18 protein-coding genes are annotated in these 18,060 nt (G+C 56.2%); all 18 read right to left on the bottom strand.

The window, feature by feature from the left end; genetic code table 11:
- Positions 1-24 precede the first annotated feature (24 nt).
- Positions 25-465, bottom strand: coding sequence for a type IV pilus biogenesis protein PilM (locus JOE33_RS06795; protein ID WP_003425016.1), 441 nt, complete (start codon positions 463-465; stop codon positions 25-27).
- Positions 466-496: 31 nt separating this feature from the next.
- The gene (gene pilV, locus JOE33_RS06790) at positions 497-1,903 is read right to left on the bottom strand and encodes a shufflon system plasmid conjugative transfer pilus tip adhesin PilV (RefSeq protein WP_003425014.1); all 1,407 of its coding nucleotides are present in this window, start codon (positions 1,901-1,903) and stop codon (positions 497-499) included.
- Positions 1,900-2,832, bottom strand: a complete 933-nt coding sequence (locus JOE33_RS06785) for an ATPase, T2SS/T4P/T4SS family (protein ID WP_003425013.1) — start codon at positions 2,830-2,832, stop codon at positions 1,900-1,902. Before JOE33_RS06785 ends, pilV begins: the two co-directional genes overlap by 4 nt.
- Before the next feature lie 2 nt (positions 2,833-2,834).
- Positions 2,835-3,359, bottom strand: a complete 525-nt coding sequence (locus JOE33_RS06780) for a type 4 pilus major pilin (protein WP_003317566.1) — start codon at positions 3,357-3,359, stop codon at positions 2,835-2,837.
- A gap of 38 nt (positions 3,360-3,397) precedes the next feature.
- On the bottom strand, positions 3,398-4,489 hold the full coding sequence (locus tag JOE33_RS06775) for a type II secretion system F family protein (RefSeq protein WP_003425010.1): 1,092 nt from the start codon (positions 4,487-4,489) through the stop codon (positions 3,398-3,400).
- The gene (locus JOE33_RS06770) at positions 4,479-6,110 is read right to left on the bottom strand and encodes an ATPase, T2SS/T4P/T4SS family (RefSeq protein ID WP_003425008.1); all 1,632 of its coding nucleotides are present in this window, start codon (positions 6,108-6,110) and stop codon (positions 4,479-4,481) included. The genes JOE33_RS06775 and JOE33_RS06770 overlap by 11 nt, the downstream gene beginning before the upstream one ends.
- Positions 6,107-6,709, bottom strand: coding sequence for a type IV pilus biogenesis protein PilP (gene pilP / locus JOE33_RS06765; protein ID WP_003425006.1), 603 nt, complete (start codon positions 6,707-6,709; stop codon positions 6,107-6,109). The genes JOE33_RS06770 and pilP overlap by 4 nt, the downstream gene beginning before the upstream one ends.
- On the bottom strand, positions 6,699-8,057 hold the full coding sequence (gene pilO2 / locus JOE33_RS06760; RefSeq protein ID WP_003425003.1) for a type 4b pilus protein PilO2: 1,359 nt from the start codon (positions 8,055-8,057) through the stop codon (positions 6,699-6,701). Before pilO2 ends, pilP begins: the two co-directional genes overlap by 11 nt.
- 1 nt (position 8,058) lies before the next feature.
- Positions 8,059-9,795 (bottom strand): PilN family type IVB pilus formation outer membrane protein, encoded by a 1,737-nt coding sequence (locus JOE33_RS06755; RefSeq protein ID WP_016567500.1) that lies wholly within the window; start codon positions 9,793-9,795, stop codon positions 8,059-8,061.
- Positions 9,792-10,925, bottom strand: a complete 1,134-nt coding sequence (locus JOE33_RS06750; protein ID WP_004409808.1) for a TcpQ domain-containing protein — start codon at positions 10,923-10,925, stop codon at positions 9,792-9,794. The genes JOE33_RS06755 and JOE33_RS06750 overlap by 4 nt, the downstream gene beginning before the upstream one ends.
- Before the next feature lie 204 nt (positions 10,926-11,129).
- Positions 11,130-11,378: a hypothetical protein gene (locus tag JOE33_RS06745; RefSeq protein ID WP_003424998.1), complete on the bottom strand. Its 249-nt coding sequence runs from the start codon at positions 11,376-11,378 to the stop codon at positions 11,130-11,132.
- 99 nt (positions 11,379-11,477) lie between these two features.
- Positions 11,478-13,430 carry a DEAD/DEAH box helicase gene (locus tag JOE33_RS06740; RefSeq protein WP_003424996.1) on the bottom strand — a complete coding sequence of 651 codons (1,953 nt, stop codon included), beginning with the start codon at positions 13,428-13,430 and terminating at the stop codon, positions 11,478-11,480.
- A gap of 2 nt (positions 13,431-13,432) precedes the next feature.
- On the bottom strand, positions 13,433-15,319 hold the full coding sequence (locus JOE33_RS06735) for a hypothetical protein (protein WP_004409811.1): 1,887 nt from the start codon (positions 15,317-15,319) through the stop codon (positions 13,433-13,435).
- A 104-nt stretch (positions 15,320-15,423) separates the two neighbouring features.
- Positions 15,424-15,624 (bottom strand): CrpP family ICE-associated protein, encoded by a 201-nt coding sequence (locus JOE33_RS06730; RefSeq protein WP_074294741.1) that lies wholly within the window; start codon positions 15,622-15,624, stop codon positions 15,424-15,426.
- A gap of 62 nt (positions 15,625-15,686) precedes the next feature.
- A complete protein-coding gene (locus JOE33_RS06725; RefSeq protein WP_003424992.1) occupies positions 15,687-15,932 on the bottom strand; it encodes a hypothetical protein in 246 nt (81 codons plus the stop codon).
- A 206-nt stretch (positions 15,933-16,138) separates the two neighbouring features.
- Positions 16,139-16,609, bottom strand: coding sequence for a single-stranded DNA-binding protein (locus JOE33_RS06720; protein WP_003424991.1), 471 nt, complete (start codon positions 16,607-16,609; stop codon positions 16,139-16,141).
- 1 nt (position 16,610) lies between these two features.
- Positions 16,611-17,195 carry a DUF3158 family protein gene (locus JOE33_RS06715; protein WP_003424990.1) on the bottom strand — a complete coding sequence of 195 codons (585 nt, stop codon included), beginning with the start codon at positions 17,193-17,195 and terminating at the stop codon, positions 16,611-16,613.
- A complete protein-coding gene (locus tag JOE33_RS06710; RefSeq protein WP_003424989.1) occupies positions 17,192-17,971 on the bottom strand; it encodes a PFL_4669 family integrating conjugative element protein in 780 nt (259 codons plus the stop codon). The genes JOE33_RS06715 and JOE33_RS06710 overlap by 4 nt, the downstream gene beginning before the upstream one ends.
- Between the last annotated feature and the right edge of the window lie 89 nt (positions 17,972-18,060).

Here is an 18,060-nt window from a genome sequence, read left to right as displayed (position 1 = left end):
ATCTGTGACGATCCGTCAATTGACTCATTGGTACGCCACGGCTGCGCCGTTGGGTACTGTCGCCGGCAGTGCGACCCCCACGTTACCAGATGACGGGGTGACAAGGCTGCCAGACGACGCCGTTCCGATGGCCAGCGACCCCCCAGTCAAATTGATCATCTCTGAAACAAGACCGGGAGGAGGGGATCCGACGAACGCGTAACTTCGTCCAGCATCGATCACTCCCTCCACCCCAGGGTAACGCGCGTACCAGGTGGGCAGTGCCAACTGGTTATCGGCCACCGTTCCTGATGCAGCTTTGTGAGCGTAGGCATACTCGGCCAAGGCATTTCTGTAGACGAGGACGTTATGAGCAATCAAGGAGATTTCTACGGTCTGGGAGCTCTGTTCTGCCTGGTGTGACTTCTCATAAACCATTCCGAGCACTGCTGTAATCACCACCATTGCAAGCCAGTAAATGTTCACTCTACGTCCTCGATGACAGTTATGAGCCTGGTCAGAACTGACAACAGAAAATGGTGGCGTAATCGTTCTGGCCGACCACGATTCCTGGGGTGCTGCTGAATCGTTGGCCTGAGCCGGCCGTGTCCCAACCAACTTTTGTGTAGCCGACTGGGCAAGCGTAGGTAGTGACGTCGTTTGCGTCGTAGCCGGGGATGGTTTTTGCCGTGCAGGTAGGGGCACTGGAACCGTTCACCACCCAGACCTGGTTATCACAAGAAAGGGATCGACCCGTACTGGTTCGACCAACCATACCGTTTGCAGCACAGGCAGTGCCGGCAGTTGCAACGCCATTCAGCTGCAGGTATTCACCGACGGTCGCGCGACCTTCCGAAGTCACTGTCCCACCCCGGATGTTCCCGGCTGTGTAGAGGTTCTTGTCGCCGTAGACCCGAACCCAGTCCGAGTCACTCATGTACCAGCCACCACCCCATTTTTCGCTGTACCAGCCGGTGTCGCCCTGAGTGCGAAACCAACCGCCTGTGACAGTCTCGCCTGATATGCGGGCAGCCGCCCCCGTGAGGTTGGCCGAGGCATTCACCGACTGCGCGTATACATCACCTGCAGCGATGACGTTGCTCTGGGCTGTGACGCTCCCCGACGCACTCACATTCCCCTGGGCTGTGACAGATCCCGAGGCACTCACATTGCCAACGGCGTTCACTGACCCAGCAGTGTCGACATTACCTCCAACCGTCACTGTTCCAGAGGCGTTCAATGCAGCCACATCGTTGACATTGTTTCCTCCCATACTGAGCGCCGTGTTCATGCGATTGAGTTCAGGCTTTCCTGGGATGGCGTTGCGGTACAGGTAGTCGTTGGAGAGCGTGCCATCCTGGAGAAACAAGGCACTCGCAGTGTGGCCAACGCCTGGGTTGATCCCATAGTTGCTCAGCGCAAGTTGCCAGCCGCCTCGTACTCCTTGGATAACGCCGGTGTTGTTGAACGGGATGAAGCCACCCGGCGCACCCATATTTTCCGCAATCGTCCGGGTACCGATCTCATCGATAGCCTGGCCACCGGTAGTGATCACGATGGATTCGAGCTGGTTGACGTTGACCCTTCGAGCAAGCACCACGAAGCTTTGACCGAATGCATTTGTGTCACTGAAGCTGGCTGGCAGATAGTTGGTGTTGCGTAGCATCTGAGGGGTAATCGTCGCAGGCGTGGTTGTGCCCGCCGATCCATAGACCGTTGCGAAATTGTCCTTCAAGTATTTAGAAGCGGCCTCTGCGATCTGCTGCTGTTGCTGAGCTGCGATTTGATAGTTCTGCGCATCCATCCTGTCGGCCATCAGCGAGACGCCTATGGCCGACGCAATGGCGAAAATGATCAGGCCGAAGAGCAGCTCGATCACCACAAAACCATTCTTTCTGGTCTGGCCATGCTTGAGAACATTCATCCCCAGAGGCTCCTGTTCGATTGTTGATCCACATCCTGGCTAAGCATCGCGATCTGATTCGAACGGATCTTCTCGCGAATACCAGGGCCGTCAGGTCCAGTCAGTGAAAGGCTCTGGATCTTCAGATGTCGCATTTCGCCTTCACCTTCGAGGGCAAGCGCAGCTACAGCTACCAAACCCTGTGACAGAATTGATCGGACGTTGCTGATGGCCGGCTCCGCAAGAGTCGCTACTCGCTCGATCGCCTGCGGTACTGTTCCCGCGTGAACTGTGGTGATGATGAACAGGCCATTGATTGCCGCTCGCACTGCCTGAACTGCCGTGGGGGTGTCTCTGATCTCACCGATAAGCATCATGTCCGCGCCAGAGCGGAGGCCTCTCATCAAAGCCTCCTCATACCCGCCATTGCGTCTCGAAACCTGCATCTGGATGCAACGACCAGGTCCGTGACGACCGTTCAAATCTGTCTCAGCTGGATCCTCTGCAGCCAACGCGATCCCACCGCACGCATTTAGCCTGGCGATGATCAGCGAAGCTGCGCTTGACGTCTTACCGGTGCAAATCTCGCCGCAAAAAATCACCAGGCCGCGCACCTGCTTCGTAAGCAGCGATTCGACAAGGTCTTCAGGAAAACCCAATTGGTCGAACTGCCGGACCTGCGCATTTGATCTGCGCAGTACGAACACGGCCTGGCCAAAGGCATCGGGTATCTGAGTGACGCGAAGCACCGTTCCTTCTTTGATCAACGAGAACTCAGGATCCTGATGCACTTCAAAATGCTTTGCGCATTCCTCCCGTAATAGCAGGGCGCTTTCTTTCCAGTTTTCCGGAGCCTCGACACGTCCGCTCTGGCCATCCAGGCCTTTTACGTCCGTAAAATCCGGCCCCAAGTAGAGGTCACTAAAAGGCGTGTCGATAATTGGGTTCATGCTCAGTAGGCCGTCCAAGCCAACGTGTTGCTATCAGTAGAGCAGCCACTGGTGGCAGCAGCTGAACTCACCTCGCCGTTCACAGCTGTGCCGCCATTGATAGAGGTGGTGACCTTCTGCCCGCGTCCAATCTTCGTGGCCAGTGTCACACAGGCATCTTGGGGCAAACCGGCCTCGGTCACGGTGAATGTCATCCCGTTGGCAACCACAGTGACCTGGCCACTCCAGGCGTTGTAGAGCTTGCCGCTGGAGAACGACATATTGGGCAGGCCACGTATCGAGCTGAGCTGGGCGATCAGATCGGTCCCTGACGCTCCGTAACCGGTACTGCCTTTGAGCTTGCGAGTGTTCGCGATCAATTGACCGACGTTACCCTGTTCGTTGTTGACGTCCGAACTGCCCATCGCGCCCCAACCGTTGTAAAGGGCGTAGCCCATCCCGATCAGGATAACGATGAGAACGAAGAGCAATTCAATCGAGATATAACCGATCTGGTTCGCCCGAGCGGAGTGAGTGGTGTTTTGCATGTGTGTGGTCCTGGGTATGTGGGTAACGGGTGTAGTGCTCAGTGCGTCATGCCTTGTGTGGCATTGCCGGTCATGCTGTAGGCCCCGACCATGACCAGAATCATCAACAGGCCGATCAGAACCATGGATACGAGGGACAGTGTCTTTGCGTAACGCTCGACCTGTTTCAGTGATATCTCCAACCAGCGAAGGCTGTAGCGGTGCACTGCAGCCGAGAAGCTCTGCGTAGTGGAGAGAACAATCAGAAATTGAATCGCTTCGTGGTCTGGGAATTCATGCCCGGAAAGATCTAAAGCCTCCCCAAAGTTTTTACCCATCCGAACCCCGTAGTGGGCGGCTTCCAGGCGTTCACGCAGCCACGGATTTGCCCCACGCTTTAACGTGTCCAACGCTCCGAGCGGATCGATGTTTGCTCGCAGCATGACCGCGATATTGAGGAGGAACGTTGAGCCGTGGAGCGCTTTGTAGATTGACCAGGGAGGCAATATCTCCAGCCTTGTCCGCCAAGGGCCACGGAAGTAAGGCAGAGTGACGACACTGGTGACAACCAGGACTACCACAAGGCACAAAGTCAGAAGTCCCCAGTTAGTCACAAAGGTGGCGATCATGTGCAGAACCATGGGTGCGCCGGACCAGGCTTCTGGGTTGGATGAGCGGCTCATGGCCGGCACCACCCGGGTGGCGATTACGTTCAGCAAGTAGGCCATCAGGCTCCAGACAAAAACCGGGTACGAGGCCGTTGAGACCACCAGCTTCATCACTTTTTGCCGAGCTTCGATGATCCGCACGCAGTCGCTGAATGCCTGGATCAAGTTCCCTGACTTCTCGCCGGCGCTGATTACGGCGTGCTCCTGATAAGGCACCCAGTTAAGGCAGGCCTGGGCTAGCGTCTTGCCGCCGTCCACAGCCTTGCCTATGCCATAGCTGGCAAGGGCAATCGGATGTCGAGCACGGCGGCCACCGTCACTGTAGATCGATCCGATACGATCAAGAGCCAGGTCGAGAGGCACCCCGTTCTCCAGCAGGGCGGTCATGCTTTCGTAAAGCCGGATACGCTCATTGCCTCCGAACTGGTTTCTGTAAAAGCCTTCTACAAGCCCTGACCAGGCGTCCATCGCCTTACTCAGCATGGGCTTCAACCTCAGGTGGCTCGGCATCCAGCATGTAGCTGTCAAAATCCACTGGCCCGACTACGGCCTCTGCCATGCGCGGATCGATCAGCCCCGCATTGATCTTGATGAGCGTGTGGGCAACCTTCGTGATACCACCCATGTGCTTGACCCAATACTGGCGCGCTGCGCTTGGTCCGTTCTTGCGGATCTCCTCCATGAACCGGTGGGTCGGGAGAAGAATCTCTGCGACAGCGACCCTGCCGTTGACCCCGTCACGGCATAGAGAGCAACCTGGCCCAGCCAAATAAACCTGATCGAGCACGGTCATCTTTTCAAGCCTCTCGACCAGCTGCGGATCCAGGGTACTGATCTGGCTGCGCGCAGGCACGCGACACTTCTTGCACAGCGTTGGCAAGAGTGACTGGTTGATAAGACCGACAATGAGTGTTGGGTCGGTGACCAGGCTTGTATCTGCACCCATGTCGATCAGGCGAGGAATTGCTGCTACAGCGTTGTTGGTGTGCAGAGTCGATAAAACGAGGTGGCCGGTCATCCCCCCGCGCAGTGCCCCCTGAGCTGATTCAAGGTCGCGAATCTCCCCGTACATCAGTATGTCGGGGTCGAGTCGCACGGAGTTTGTAATGGATTCTCCCCATGTCTCATTGCTGCCAAGAGGGGACTGATTTGCACGCATCGGATACTCGGGCGGGTCCTCAACGGTCAGGATATGTTTCGTGCCTTTGCACTCTTCAGCCAGAAGGTTGATCTGCACCTGGAGCGACTTCGATTTCCCTGATCCAGTTGGACCGGTCAATATGATCACGCCGTAAGGAAGGCTTCGCAGCCGCTTGAACAGCAAATTCTGTTCTGGCAGAAACCCCAGATCGTCGACTGACTGTTTCTCCTGATCGTCATAGATCAGTCGCAGCACCATCAAAGGCCCTTCGACCAGAGGGCGTGTAGCTACACGGGCTCCGGACAGTCCCAATTGATCGAGGAAGGTGCGAGCCATGCGCGCATCTTGTTTCAATTCCGGTTGATAGTAGCCCTCAGATTTGACGTCGCACATTGAGTTGAAGAGTGAAGAACAGAGCTCGTTACCTACGGCGCTCTGGATCTGCCCGTATTCCCGCAAGAGACCGTCCTCACGGAACTTGATGTAGGTGATTTCGTGGCCAACGATGAAGTGAACGTCGGAAGCACGGCGTCCATGGGCCGCGCCGATGATGCGAATCACCTCTTGTTGGCGCTGGGTACTGTCGATAGATCCGGCGAAAGCTTTGCCCGCATTCTGGTACAGAGACTTGATATCGCTGAGCGTGCTGCTGATGGTCTGAAACGGCACGCCAGCTCTGTCCAGGCGGTCCATAAATGCCATCACATAAGGGTCGTGCATGTGCTGAGACGAGACGAGCAGTTCAGCTTCATCAGCCTCTGGGGCAGGTGCCAACAAGGCAACCAGCTGACGCAACTCGCTGGTAATGTCCCCCCACCGCTGTCCCTCAGCAGTAAGGACTGTTCCGACCACGTCAGATTGCATGGCGATGGTTATCGGTTGCACGACTGCGGTTGGCCGGGTGACCTGGCGTGCCAACGGATCAGCCTTGATGTCTGGCTCAATTCGTACCGCGCCGCTCATCGCTGTAACTCCTGCGACATGCTGGACAGCGGACTCGTAACCGAGGGCTGGCCGGGAGCTATAGGCTTGAGTGTCTGCAGTGACATTTGGGGTGCGTCGACCGAACCAATCGGCGCCCGGGTCGAGAACCCTAGTGGATATCGGCGTCCGTCATGGCCCAGTACAACGCTGTCGAGAGACACGCTGATTACCTTGAACCCTCCTGGCAACTCGGCATTGCCAACTGATGCATCGACCTCGAAACCACTTCCGTACAGCAACGTGGCATATAGAGCGTTATTCGTCCTGAACACGGTCTTGACCACTGGCAACTGCGGTGTGCTGTTGCTGGCCGGGGCGGGCGTCGTGTAAGCGTTCTGCGTAACCTGAACCGGCGCGGACGTGGTCGTTTTGGCCCCGTTTACGATGTCTTCCTTGGCACGAGCTCGCGCCGCCTGTGCCGTGAAGAGCAAGGTTTCACTCTGCACCTGGGACAACTCGCCAATGTTGATCCGACTGAGGTCGTTGGGGGATGGATCCGCCGCGACGGCCATGTTGCCGGCAGCCACGCACGACAACAGTAGGGTCAGCAGAGTTGAGGCGCGAGTGTTAATGCACATAGAGGTCACCTATGACGTTCCAGGTTAATTTGCCGTCTTGAAAGTCGGTTTTGATTTCACGCAGGCGCATTCCAGTGCTTTGCACGCCTTGAAGAACAGTCGCTGGCGGCAACAGGCTCGTGTAGCGGATTTCGAAGTGTCGGTAATCCGGGGGAGGTGGTGGTGGAGGCGCGGGTTGGCCAGGCAAAGCTGGTGGCTGGACAACCGTCACAGGTACTTCCGTGATCTTGGGCTGCAGGTCTTGGGCTTGCAGCCATGAAGTGATGCTGTCCAAAGCTTGCGTTGCCGGGTTCAGAGCGTCATCACCCGCCAGCGGCAGCTCGAACGTGAGCTTCACTGCGGCCATGTTGCCTTCGTCGTAAAACGCTGGCGTATCAGCAAAGTAGCCCGCCGTAGCTGCGCTGAAAGCCATCGTGGTGCTGTTGCCGGTGCGGTTGTAGTTGGCCGACATCAGCGTTCCGTCGCATTTAGCGGAAACGAATAACCACCCTTCGATTGCCGGTGGTAACTGGTCAATTGCGCCGTTACAGCCTTCAAGAAATACTGGGACAGAAGGCTGTTTCACCCACGGATGTACAAGCGCCTCGATCACAACTGGTGCGTTTGTTCGCTGGTTCAGGGCATCCAATTCAGCTTGCCTTGCCGCCTCTGCCGCTTCCTGCGCCTGGCGAGCAAGTTGCAGCTTATGTTCGTTCCACTGGTGCCACCCAATCAGGCCGGCCACGACCAAGGCACCAATCACCGCGGCTTTCATCAACTCCTGTCTGGACAGGCCGAATGCCAGCGGTGTCAGCTTGTATTCGCGCTTGAGGTTTGATGGCTGCAACAATGTTTCAGGGTCAAATTGTTCGCCACCGCGACCAAACTCCGGCGGGAGAAAGATCTTGTCGAAGCTCATGGAGCGGCTCAGCTGCTGAGCCACTTTCTTTTTTATTTCCTCACTGCTACCTACCAGGTCAGCGCCCGGGATGACCGCGCCTCGGTACACTGCGACCAAGGCGTATCTGTCCTCGGTATTTTCGATCTTCCAGGCAGCAAGCCACGATGCGCCCAGCTGCCCAGCGAGTGCGGCTGCAAGCGAGTACATGCCTTTGACTGCACCGTCATTCTGCGAAACGAATCCAGCCTGAATCACAGACTCGGTATGCCTGATAGCAACGATGTCCATTTGTTGGGTGCGACCGAACTGGCGTGCTTCTTTCATGTAGCCGGTAAGGCTGCCCAACGGGTGCCACAGCAGGCCTGTCACGAAAGATCGACCGTGATAAGTCAGAATCTGAACTTTGCCGTCACTGGGCATTTGAGCGCGCGGCGCGCGTTTTCGTAACAGGGAGAGCAGGTTCGCCATGTCAGTTGGTCACAATCGGGGTGATCAACACCACCAGAACGCTTTTTGACGAGGTGCGTTTACGCCCACCTCCAAGACCGAAGAATCCCGGTGAGCCTGTGCCGATCTTGTCCGTGTTGTCGCTGAGCTCCTCAAAGCCCGACAGGATCAATGTCTGGCCGCTGCGTAGCTTCACCTTAGGTGACAGACTTTTCGCATCGTAGTTGGGGATCTGAACGCTGGAGCCGTTGCTAGTGAATGGCTCGAAGGTAGGTTTGGAGCTCATATTGATCGACACCATGAGCAGCATCTCATCGTCGTCCATCAGGCGCGGTTGCAGCGTCATGTTGAAACCGGAGGTGATCGTGCCAGGAGTAATTGCTGTGCTGGAGCCTACTGATGCCGTGGTGTTGGTCTGAACCGATGGAATGTAGCCTTGAACGTTGCCGATCTGCAGCGGAGCAGGCTGCAGGTTCAATGTGGTTACAGACGGTGAGCGAACATTCGAGATCCGGGCCTGTTCTGCGATTGCCTGGATGATCGCGTTGGAACCTGCCCAGGCGGAGTTGGCTGTATCGACAATGCCGACAGAGCCAGAGATTGCGCTGGAGCTGATGCCTGGCACAGTATTCGAGAGAGACAGGCCCCACTTTGTGCTCAGCGAGTTGTAGACGGCCGCCCAGTTCAAAGCCAACTGATCGGTGTCGGTCAGAGTCGCCTCAAACACCTTCACATTGAACAGTACCTGTTGGGTGATCGCGTGGTTGGTCTTGGCCAGATAGGTCTCAACGTTTGCAAGCACGTCGGGCCGGTCTGTCACGGTCAACGTCCCTGTCGAGGGCGACAGATACATACGGCCAGGCGGCGACGTACTCAGCATGGCTCTCACGTTGCTCTGGATGTCAGTCAGGATCGATGTGTTGAGCGTGACGGTCGTGCTCTGGTTGCTGCCCGAGTCACCCGAAACGCCTGAAGAACTGCTGCCTGACGACGATCCGCTCGACGAACCGCTTCCCGAGCCTGAGGAGGTGGTCATACCGGATCTGACGGTGCTTTTGATTTCCTGCACGTCTCCAAATGCGTAGACGTCGAACACCTTGGTATCGAAATAGCTGACCTGCACTGACCGTGATGTGGGATTGAATCGATAGGTGAGTCCCAACCGCGCGGTGACCTCATCCAGCAGACCCGAGGCTTTCCCTGAGTAGCGCAACCCACTGACGAGGTTCGGTGTCAGCATGGATGCGAAGTCAGAACTTCTCCCCTGAGAGGGCTGCGCCAGGTTGGAGCTGCCTGTAATGCCAGCAGGCAGCAACCCAGCGAGACTGTCAGGGTTTGGGGCCGTGCTGATTGGAGGCGCATTGTTGCCCGGAGCGGGTGCATTAGCGTTCAGCAGACCTGGATTGAGGGCATCGGGCGAGACCAGTACAGGGATCTCGCACTGTCTGGAAATGTACTGGGCAATTTCAGCAATTCCGACACTGCCAGCAGGCCGATATGCGACCTCACAGTCATACTTGGAGGGGATGCCTCGTCTCGCAACAACTGGCTGCGTTGAAACCCAGGGTTTGTCGCTGAATATCACTGTGTCCCGACGTTCCTGTTGCTGCTTGTTACGCTGTATAGCCGCGTAACGGCCGGCAGAATCGGCGGTAGCCTCTGCCCGTGCAGCGGCTTCATCCACCCGTTGGACTGAGCAGGCTGATGCCGATAGAACAGCGAGACTCAGAGCGGTCTGACGCATGAAGGGCATGCTCATTTTTTCCTCTCCGATACGTGCAGAACCTGCTGACCATTGCCCTCATTACCGTCCACCACAAAGGACCGTTTGGCGTTGTCGTACAGTGGGAATATCTGCCTGACCGCCGAACTGAAGGAGCCTGTGAAACTCAGCGGTGCTTCGATGGGGTAGTCCAGGTCCTCCGGTACCCAGATAACCTGCCAGCCGGCCCGCTTGGCCCAGTCTTCAACCGATTGACGCAAGGTACTGCCCACAGGTGCATTCCACGTTTGCTGTGGCGCAGCGGTTGCTACGGGTTTCGCTGCTGGTTCAGGCTTCATAGGAGCCTGGCTGGTCGAAACGATGCTCTTGGTGACGGTGGTCTGAGATGTGGCCTTCGCCGGAGCCGCGCTCACAGGAGTCGGCTTTTGCTGTGTAGGGGTGCCTTCCTTGGCTGGGGTGCTGATGGATGCAGCTGGTTGCGCTTTTGCCTGCGTGACGACCGTGGTTTGCGGTTGCCCTGCAGGCGATGTGTCCTTGCTGAATGGGGTTCCGGTTGCCGGGGCAGTTACAACAGTAACGGCAGAGGAGGTGCTGGCTACCGAGGTTGATCCAGTGCTGGCCGGTTGCGCAGGTTGAGCCAGTGCCACGGGCTTAGACGTCTCTGGCAGTTGGTAACCTGGCCGCAGTACAAAACACACACCGCGCGTTACTTCGTTGACCTTGACCTGCCATGCCGGACCGGCCAGTACCTGCAGCGTGTTGCGCAGGCTCATTGGGCCGAGCTTGTACTGGGCAGCCGGAAGAGGACGTGTGAACAAGATGTTTACGTGACCGGTGCTCGGTGGGCACAACGTGTAGCCTGAGCGGCTGACCACATACTGCATCGCGTCCTGGACGGACGGATGCATGTTGGCGGGAATGCTGACATCGATGATCTGGGCCATCAGATCGCGTTGCTCCGCTTCCGGAGCGGTATTCACCAGGGCGTAGCGACCATAGCGGACCATTGGCTCCTGACCGGACTTTGCGCCACTTGAGTACAGGTCTGGCGAGAGCAGCTCAGGATTCTGGCTGCTGTCGAAAGCAGGTCCAACCGGTTTGTCCGCTACAGACGTGCATCCGGCGAACAGCGCGAGTATGGAAAGTGTGGAAAGCTGCCTGATCATGTGTGCCTTGACCCCATTTCTTGATGGTGGCCAAGGTGCCAGCGCTTAGGTTGCAAAGCACTGCTAAACCCTTAACGGATCGATTCAGGTTATTCGAGCAGGCGTGGGGATAAGGGAGGGTGGGGAGGGCAGCAGTAGCAACCCTCCTGATCAGTCAGCCCGCCAGTTGATCAGAGCATAGCGCTCTTCAGCGAGGTACAGGCTTCAGCTTGAACGGGCGTTTGTTCTGATCATCATCTGCAGAACCATGCACACAGCACCGGCACCAAATGCGGAAGCGATGAGCGGCGCGAAATCTTGAGCCAAGCGTAGTTGGTCGAAGTTTGGGATCTGCATCTGATACACGATGGAAAGGAGGACGTAAGACACTATGAACAAAAAGCCGTATCCGTTAAAAACTTTAGAGAATCTGAGCAGTACAGGGTCCAGATTTGAAACAATCGATTTGAGCATGAGGAGCTCCCTCGGCAGCTTGACCTATAGGCTTAATGGCGAAGATTAAAGCAATCGTAGCTGCTTTGGAATCGCCCGTCATGGTGCCGCACGCATCACTCAGAGAATCTCGGCAAGAGCCTTTTTACTCGACTCTTCCGCTTCCGGATCGATCAGATCGCTGGCGAGGGCGCGCTTGTCCATGAGCATCTGCCACAGCTGCTGGTCGATAGTGTCCTCAGCTAGGGGGATTTTGACGACAACCATGCGCAACTGCCCGTTGCGATAGGCTCGATCCTCAGCTTGGTCCTGCAGCCCCGGTGTCCATGGAAGCCCCAGAAAAAAGACATAGTTCGCAGCAGTCAGGTTGTAACCTGTTCCGGCGGCCGACCTGGTCCCGATGAACACCCTGCAGTCCGGGTCCTGCTGGAAAGCATCAATCGCCTTCTGTCGTTTCTTGGGCGAGTCACTGCCTACCAACGTCACGCACCCGACGCCCATCTTGATGCAGTGCTCACGCAACGTGGCCACGGATTCCTGATACTCGCAGAAGAGGATAACCTTGTCGTCGACGTCCAGCTCGGCCATCAGATCCGCCAGGATCCGTACCTTCACGCGTTCGAGCAGTTGACGCAGTGCGCCCAGCCTTGCGAATCGGTGCTGGTCGCTCCGCATGATCTGGTTGTACTCGTCACGTTCTATCTGGCTGAGTATCACCGGTACAGTCTGCCGCTGCTTCCCCTTTAGGTTGGGCAGCACATCCTTACGGCGACGAAGCATCCAGTCGGATATCTCATCTCTAAGCGTCTTGCGAAACTCAGGACTGCCGGCGAATCGCTCGCAGAACTCATTGAGGGGCAGTTGTCCGATTGGATGGCCTGAAAGCCTCAGCAGTGTGTGCAGCTCCGCTTCGCGATTGAGCACTGGCGTGCCCGTCAACAGGTAGCGGTTTTGTACCTGGGCAGCAATGTCGAAGCCGTGGCGTGTCCACGCTGCAGTGGGTTCCTTGAGTCGGTGAGCCTCGTCAATGACCATCACCGCGAAACGGCTCGCGTGCATGACAAAATCACCCAGCCTCTCGTAGTTCACGATGATCCAGCCAGCACTGGCATCAAAGGTTTGCATGGCGATCTGAGCTTGGGGAAACACCATCAGGATCTCGCGCTGCCAGTTGATGATCAGGCTGTTGAGCACAATAACCAGAACCGGTTTACCTTGTGCGCGTATGCCAGCGGCGATCACAGCCTGGCGAGTTTTGCCCAGTCCCATGTCGTCGGCCAGTAGCGCGCTCGTGCGCTGCAGCAGGTGCTTGATTCCTGCTGGCTGATGATCCATCAGCGAGAATCCTTCCAGCGCCTTATCGATATCGGCACTGGTCAGCTCGGTGTTTTTGATGGATGGGACAGATGCCAGGTAGATACCTGAATCTGAAACTTCCTCTTCGCTTTTGGTCGACTCCGGAGAGTGGCCACCCAGACTGATACTGGTGACCTCATTCACCGCCTTGACCGACCCGTCAGCGAGCAACTCCTGCAGCGTGTCCAGAATTTCGAACTGATCTTCGTCCAATCCCAGTTCCAGAATCAGGTTACTGCGAACCAATTCTGGTGTGCCCTGCACTCGCCAGGCTTTGCCCGCCGAGAGGAACACCCCACGCATGCGCTTGGCGATTGCTACAGCACCAGGATGAAAATCTCCCGACAGGATCACACCGCCTTCCGCCAGCGGCGCGAGCCTGAACTTCATCCCCCAGGTGAATGCGTCACGGTGCACGTCTGACTGGGCAGAGGTAATCCTGTCTCTGAATGCTTGCCAGCTTTCGATGTGTTTGCCATCTGCGAGCTCTGCCAGCTCCCGATAGAGCACATCGAGGTCATCGAGTAGCTTGTCTTTGGGCACACGCCAAAACTGGTTCAGTGGGTGATCAGACCTGCGTATGAAAAAGCCCCTCCGGCGAAGCAAAAGCTTGTTTGCACCTTGTAGGTAACTGAGGGACAGCCCGAAGTCGTAGCCATCGAAAATGGCTTTGCGAAGCAATACCGGACGCTTGTTCATCAATTGGGCCGATGCCATCTTCAGAGCCCCTTGTCCAACAAACTGTTAGCCCAGCCCACGATCTCTTCCCCAAAGCGGATGTTGAACACCGATTTTTCATCAGCGTAACGCGCCATCTTCATCGCCATATTTGGCCATTCCAGGAGCACGGGCATACGACCGCTTCTGACTGCGGCCATGAATAACTCAAAAGCGTTCATCACTACCGAGTGAGCATCTGGGGTTTTGTTTTCGTGGTCTCTAATCTGAGCGATATGCAGATGCTGAGGTGTAAAATCGCCAGTCACTCGCTCATTGCGGCCTGTTCTGAGTGTGAGCTCGACCGATGCCAGCGGCAGCCCTTCAGATCGGATGGATAAGAGTCGGCAGTTGCCCGAATATGCACGGAAGTCGTATGTGTCGATGCAGTGACCCAGAGAGCGATGCTCCTGGTCTAAGTCTGCTGGGCAGCGTAATTCGACGATCTGCAAACCGGTCGTACTGCAGGTGATTGGATCACTGCCCAGCAGCAGCCCCGGCCACCTTGTGAAACAGTCAGATGGCTCAGGCGGGTGATCCCGCTCCAGCCTCGCTCTGATGTCTGCGAGTGCGCCATGGAACGCATCGACTACATTGGATATTTGGCGGAAGTTTAAACCGCTTAAGAACGCGTACAGCCGGCGCTTGGTGTTACGAGCCTCGCAACTTCCAGCGCGGTCTAGATTGTCGAACAGCTCTCTGAAATCAACAAGTTTGGTCGCTATGCCTGACCAGGCGGGGTCCGCCCAGTCAGTAGGGCAGCCCGCCAAAAGATTGTTCATATCACGCAATGGTCGGAGTAATTCCCATGGAATCGCTGATCTGAACGAATAGAAAAAACGCCATTCTGCTTTGGTTCTCGGGCGACGATTGCCTAGCAGAGAGCCCGCGATCAAATGCTCCCAGCCTGCCTCAAGGCCCTCAGAATTCAAACGACTGAGCGCGCTGCCGGTGTCGTAGACCCGCTGGTGGCCAAGGAAACGGATCGAGGACGTCGGTACCGAGAACAGCCATGCCAGAACCCTGTTGAGCGGCAAGCCAGTGTCGACTGCCCTTCCCACGAACCCGGCCCCGTCCATGATGGTTCCACCCTCCCAGGAGCAGCAAAACTCCTGAAGTTCGAACCATGGGCATTCCACCAGCAGTCCACCTGCAATCATGGGCCACGGCATTCCAACCCCAACGATCAACACCGGCACCAACACCGGTTGTGCTTTCAAGGCCTGTAGTCGACGTGTGCGATCGCCTTGAGCGAGCCAGTTGTAAAGTTTGGCGGAAGGGCACTGCACGGAACGCACTGCATGCAACAGCTCCTGGTCGAGGCTCTGACAAAACCTCTTCACTGCCGCGCCGATACAGGTGATGTAAAAGCGGCCGCGTGGCGCGTAAAAACGTTTGTTCCGGCCCTCTGAACTAAGCGCGCCCATATTGAATTTCACCAGCGGTCTTATACTAAGTTCCGCTTCATCCCGCGCCAGGTCCCGTGCTGGTTTGCAGAATGATGTCAGAAGTGCATTCGCACTATCATGAGTAATCAGTTCATGAGCCAGCTTCAAAGCTTGGCTCGGAGTTGGTGCGTGGCCGGGGACTTTTCTCTTCTCATCAAATCGCACAGCTGAAATCAGCTGGCCATCGAAGTATTGCAGCTGCCTGCCGAGCCGCGCCACAGTTGGACGTGCAACGGAGTCATCGTTATGGAGAGCAACGCACCAGCATCGAGTTGATGAGGTGTGAGTCAGGTAGTGCAGTATGAACTCGTCACGTCCTTCCGCCGGTACGTCGAAATGATCAGCCCAAGTGTTGGCAACAGCCCGGTGCCGCTCTGGGAATTTCGCAATGTCGAGAAGAGTTTGGACGAAAGTTGTTTCGCAAATAGGCTCGGCAGTCATGAATCAATGAGCTCAAAGTGACTTGAGGCAGCACTGTCCTAGACCTGATGTGCGCTCGCCATGCGTAACCGTAAATGTGGGGGGAGTGGGTTAATCGCCCTGAGTCAAAACTTGAAGCTTTGCTGTTGCTCCTGGGCAAACCCCTTTAGCCACGATGCGCGCATGGCTGGATGCCGGTAGGGGCATTCGTGGAGAGGGATGCTCTTACGCGCTGCTTCAGCCCCGGCGAGCATCACGGCACGGTGAGGGTTGTTGTGGCGACGCCGATCCGAAGTCTCGTGCGTCACCGTAGGGGCTGTTCTCACAACTGAGGATTCCCGTGGAGTAGATCGGATACATCCAAGGCTTCACGAACGAGGCGAATTTTTCAATCTTCAAGGTATTCAGCTGCCGCCAGCTCCCTAGCTTCCCGCCGGGCTTCTTGGACATCCAGGTCGTTCATACGTGCTTCAAACAGCTCATTGAGCGTGATTTCATCCTCTAGTGATGTTCCTGTCATCTCCCCACCATTCCTGATAACCGCCTCATTCAATTCAGTAGTCAGGGCGGTCCTTGATGCGGTGTCGTCCGGCATGCGGATGACATAGGTAACGAAGTTGTTGATGTCACTCATTGGATTCGACCTGTAAGAGAATAGTCGTGAAGTTAGCTTCCCGATTCGTAGATTCATTTCACCAGTAGATCCACGAGAAGGGCGTTTTTTTTGCTCCAGCGGTTGAGCAATTCAGAATTACCCGCCTGCTGATGGAGAACAACGAAGATCGGTGTCGTTTCCACCAGCAGCATCACGCAGAGGGCGCGATTTTTCAGAGGGTTTGGCTACACAGGAATGTCGTCGTCAAAATCCAGAGCAGGATCACTCTGGGTTGATCCCTGGTAGCTCTGACTTGAACCCTGATCGTTCTGCTGCTGGTTGGTCACCCTAGATGGGGCCAATTGGACCATTTCCACCCTGTGCGGAAGAATGGCCACCCGCGATGCCTGCACCTTTAACGCAGAGAACTCTTTTTCGTCCTTGGTCCAGTTATCAATGATCGCTCGACCTTGGATCATGACCCGCATGCCTTTTTGGAATAAGTTGGCATAGTGTTCTGCATCGCGGTGCCAATATTCTACGTTGGCCCAGAAACCGCCTCTGTCCTCAAAGCCTGATCCATCGGCTTTCGGAATTGAATTGTCAAAGTAAACGTTCAGCTTTAGCAAGCGGCGCGGATCTTTGTTGCCGTTGGGGAACTCCTTGAATTCTGGAGCAGAGCCAAGGTTACCTTCCCAGTCTACTGATGTGCCCATGTTAGGACTCCTTCTGCGTGTGCGGTGAAATGCCGCTGGATTGTGAGATCTGTTGCAGCCGTCCTGAGTAAACGGCATCTGCCTGGGCCATCTTTTCGGCACATTCGGCGGCCTGCCGGCCGATGGTATGGACCAGACTTATTTGCATATTCAAAGCGACGCGTTGCTGTTCCATGGAGTGCAGATCCTGGAGCAGTGATTCGGGTGTTCTGGGATCGACCAGCAAGCTGGACCAAACATTGACGCCCATCTGCCGCGATCCCATTTCCTGCCAGCGGAGAAAAACTGTGCCAGCGCTTGTTCTTTGCCGGACCATCCGAACAGGCAGAAGAGTGAAGGGATGTCTGTTGGCCTGGGCAAGCACTTGATCCTCGGCCAGCGCGTTCAGATCACCTTCAAGGGACCGGCATAACTCTGCCAACTGGAGCATCCCCCCCTTACCTTTAAAAGGTTTTAAAAGGCCTTTTAGGAAGGGCGCATGTTGCAGTGCTACGAAGGCATCCTGTTGCAGGGGTTGGAAGGCACCCTGTTGCAGGCTCTGGCGCTCTTGATTATGGTGCGCGGGGTTGGCCGTCACGTTAGTCACTCTGCGGACTCAGGTTCAGGCTTGTCAGGGTGCGGCTGGCCCAGCGTGATGGTCTCCTCGAAGCCGTCGTCATCACCGTCTTCACTGACCGCGGCATTTGATGCCGAAGAGGGGGACGGCGCGAAGCTTGATTTGCGAGTTCCTTCCAAAATGTCTTGGGGGATTTCACCAAACGATGCGTACATCTCACGAGCCTGCTCGGAACGTGCGTTCTTGGCCGCAAAATCATCTCGGCTTGCTCCCGAGAACTTCCAGCGCTGACTCAAACCGAAAAGACGACGCAGGATTGCAGCCCCCTCATCGAGCCACTGGCCTTTGGCGTTGTTGTCTATAAGGCCGACGTGGCTGGCCAGAAGAATGCGCCGCACGAGCTCGTCGTAGGCAGTGAGCAAAAAGACCGCTTTGAACGCCAGCGGCGTGGACAGGAACAGCGGCAGTGTCACCGGCTGCACGGATAGGTTTTGACCTATTGAAAGCATCGGCGGCAGTGAGGCCATAACTTCGTCCAGCCTGGCGTCGATATCTTTCATTTCCTGTTCAGAGGCTTCGATCTTTTCTTCTATAAGGATCAGAAACCAGTCTGAATAAGGATCGTCCTGTTCGCAGCCACGCTTGATGCGATTGAGGATGTTGGCAAAGCCGCTCAGGCCGATCATGCCAGGCTTGCCTTCGGTGCGTTGACGCCCAAACCAGAGGCGCGAAGCGTGGTGGGTGTGCAGGGTCAGGTTGACGCTGCTTCGCAATGAACCGAGGTTGAGCTGAAAGTTGTCAGCCATGCTGAGCGCTTCCTTTATAAGAAATGATTGATAGGGCGAGGCAAGACTGCCTGCGCGTATAACTCAGGGTCAGTAACAAACCGTTTCTT

Source organism: Pseudomonas sp. PvP027, from assembly GCF_017833005.1.
GTDB classification, from domain to species: Bacteria; Pseudomonadota; Gammaproteobacteria; order Pseudomonadales; family Pseudomonadaceae; genus Aquipseudomonas; species Aquipseudomonas congelans.
This window is presented reverse-complemented; position numbering and strand designations above follow the sequence as displayed.

What these genes read in the sequence shown, in the direction of transcription:
- JOE33_RS06745 (WP_003424998.1), bottom strand. Translation starts at nt 11,378, where the DNA reads ATGCTCAAATCGATTGTTTCAAATCTGGACCCTGTACTGCTCAGATTC.
- JOE33_RS06720 (WP_003424991.1), bottom strand. Translation starts at nt 16,609, where the DNA reads ATGGGCACATCAGTAGACTGGGAAGGTAACCTTGGCTCTGCTCCAGAA.
- JOE33_RS06710 (WP_003424989.1), bottom strand. Translation starts at nt 17,971, where the DNA reads ATGGCTGACAACTTTCAGCTCAACCTCGGTTCATTGCGAAGCAGCGTC.
- pilP (WP_003425006.1), bottom strand. Translation starts at nt 6,709, where the DNA reads ATGTGCATTAACACTCGCGCCTCAACTCTGCTGACCCTACTGTTGTCG.
- JOE33_RS06775 (WP_003425010.1), bottom strand. Translation starts at nt 4,489, where the DNA reads ATGCTGAGTAAGGCGATGGACGCCTGGTCAGGGCTTGTAGAAGGCTTT.
- JOE33_RS06725 (WP_003424992.1), bottom strand. Translation starts at nt 15,932, where the DNA reads ATGAGTGACATCAACAACTTCGTTACCTATGTCATCCGCATGCCGGAC.
- JOE33_RS06770 (WP_003425008.1), bottom strand. Translation starts at nt 6,110, where the DNA reads ATGAGCGGCGCGGTACGAATTGAGCCAGACATCAAGGCTGATCCGTTG.
- JOE33_RS06755 (WP_016567500.1), bottom strand. Translation starts at nt 9,795, where the DNA reads ATGAGCATGCCCTTCATGCGTCAGACCGCTCTGAGTCTCGCTGTTCTA.
- JOE33_RS06740 (WP_003424996.1), bottom strand. Translation starts at nt 13,430, where the DNA reads ATGGCATCGGCCCAATTGATGAACAAGCGTCCGGTATTGCTTCGCAAA.
- JOE33_RS06735 (WP_004409811.1), bottom strand. Translation starts at nt 15,319, where the DNA reads ATGACTGCCGAGCCTATTTGCGAAACAACTTTCGTCCAAACTCTTCTC.
- pilV (WP_003425014.1), bottom strand. Translation starts at nt 1,903, where the DNA reads ATGAATGTTCTCAAGCATGGCCAGACCAGAAAGAATGGTTTTGTGGTG.
- JOE33_RS06785 (WP_003425013.1), bottom strand. Translation starts at nt 2,832, where the DNA reads ATGAACCCAATTATCGACACGCCTTTTAGTGACCTCTACTTGGGGCCG.
- pilO2 (WP_003425003.1), bottom strand. Translation starts at nt 8,057, where the DNA reads ATGGCGAACCTGCTCTCCCTGTTACGAAAACGCGCGCCGCGCGCTCAA.
- JOE33_RS06750 (WP_004409808.1), bottom strand. Translation starts at nt 10,925, where the DNA reads ATGATCAGGCAGCTTTCCACACTTTCCATACTCGCGCTGTTCGCCGGA.
- JOE33_RS06780 (WP_003317566.1), bottom strand. Translation starts at nt 3,359, where the DNA reads ATGCAAAACACCACTCACTCCGCTCGGGCGAACCAGATCGGTTATATC.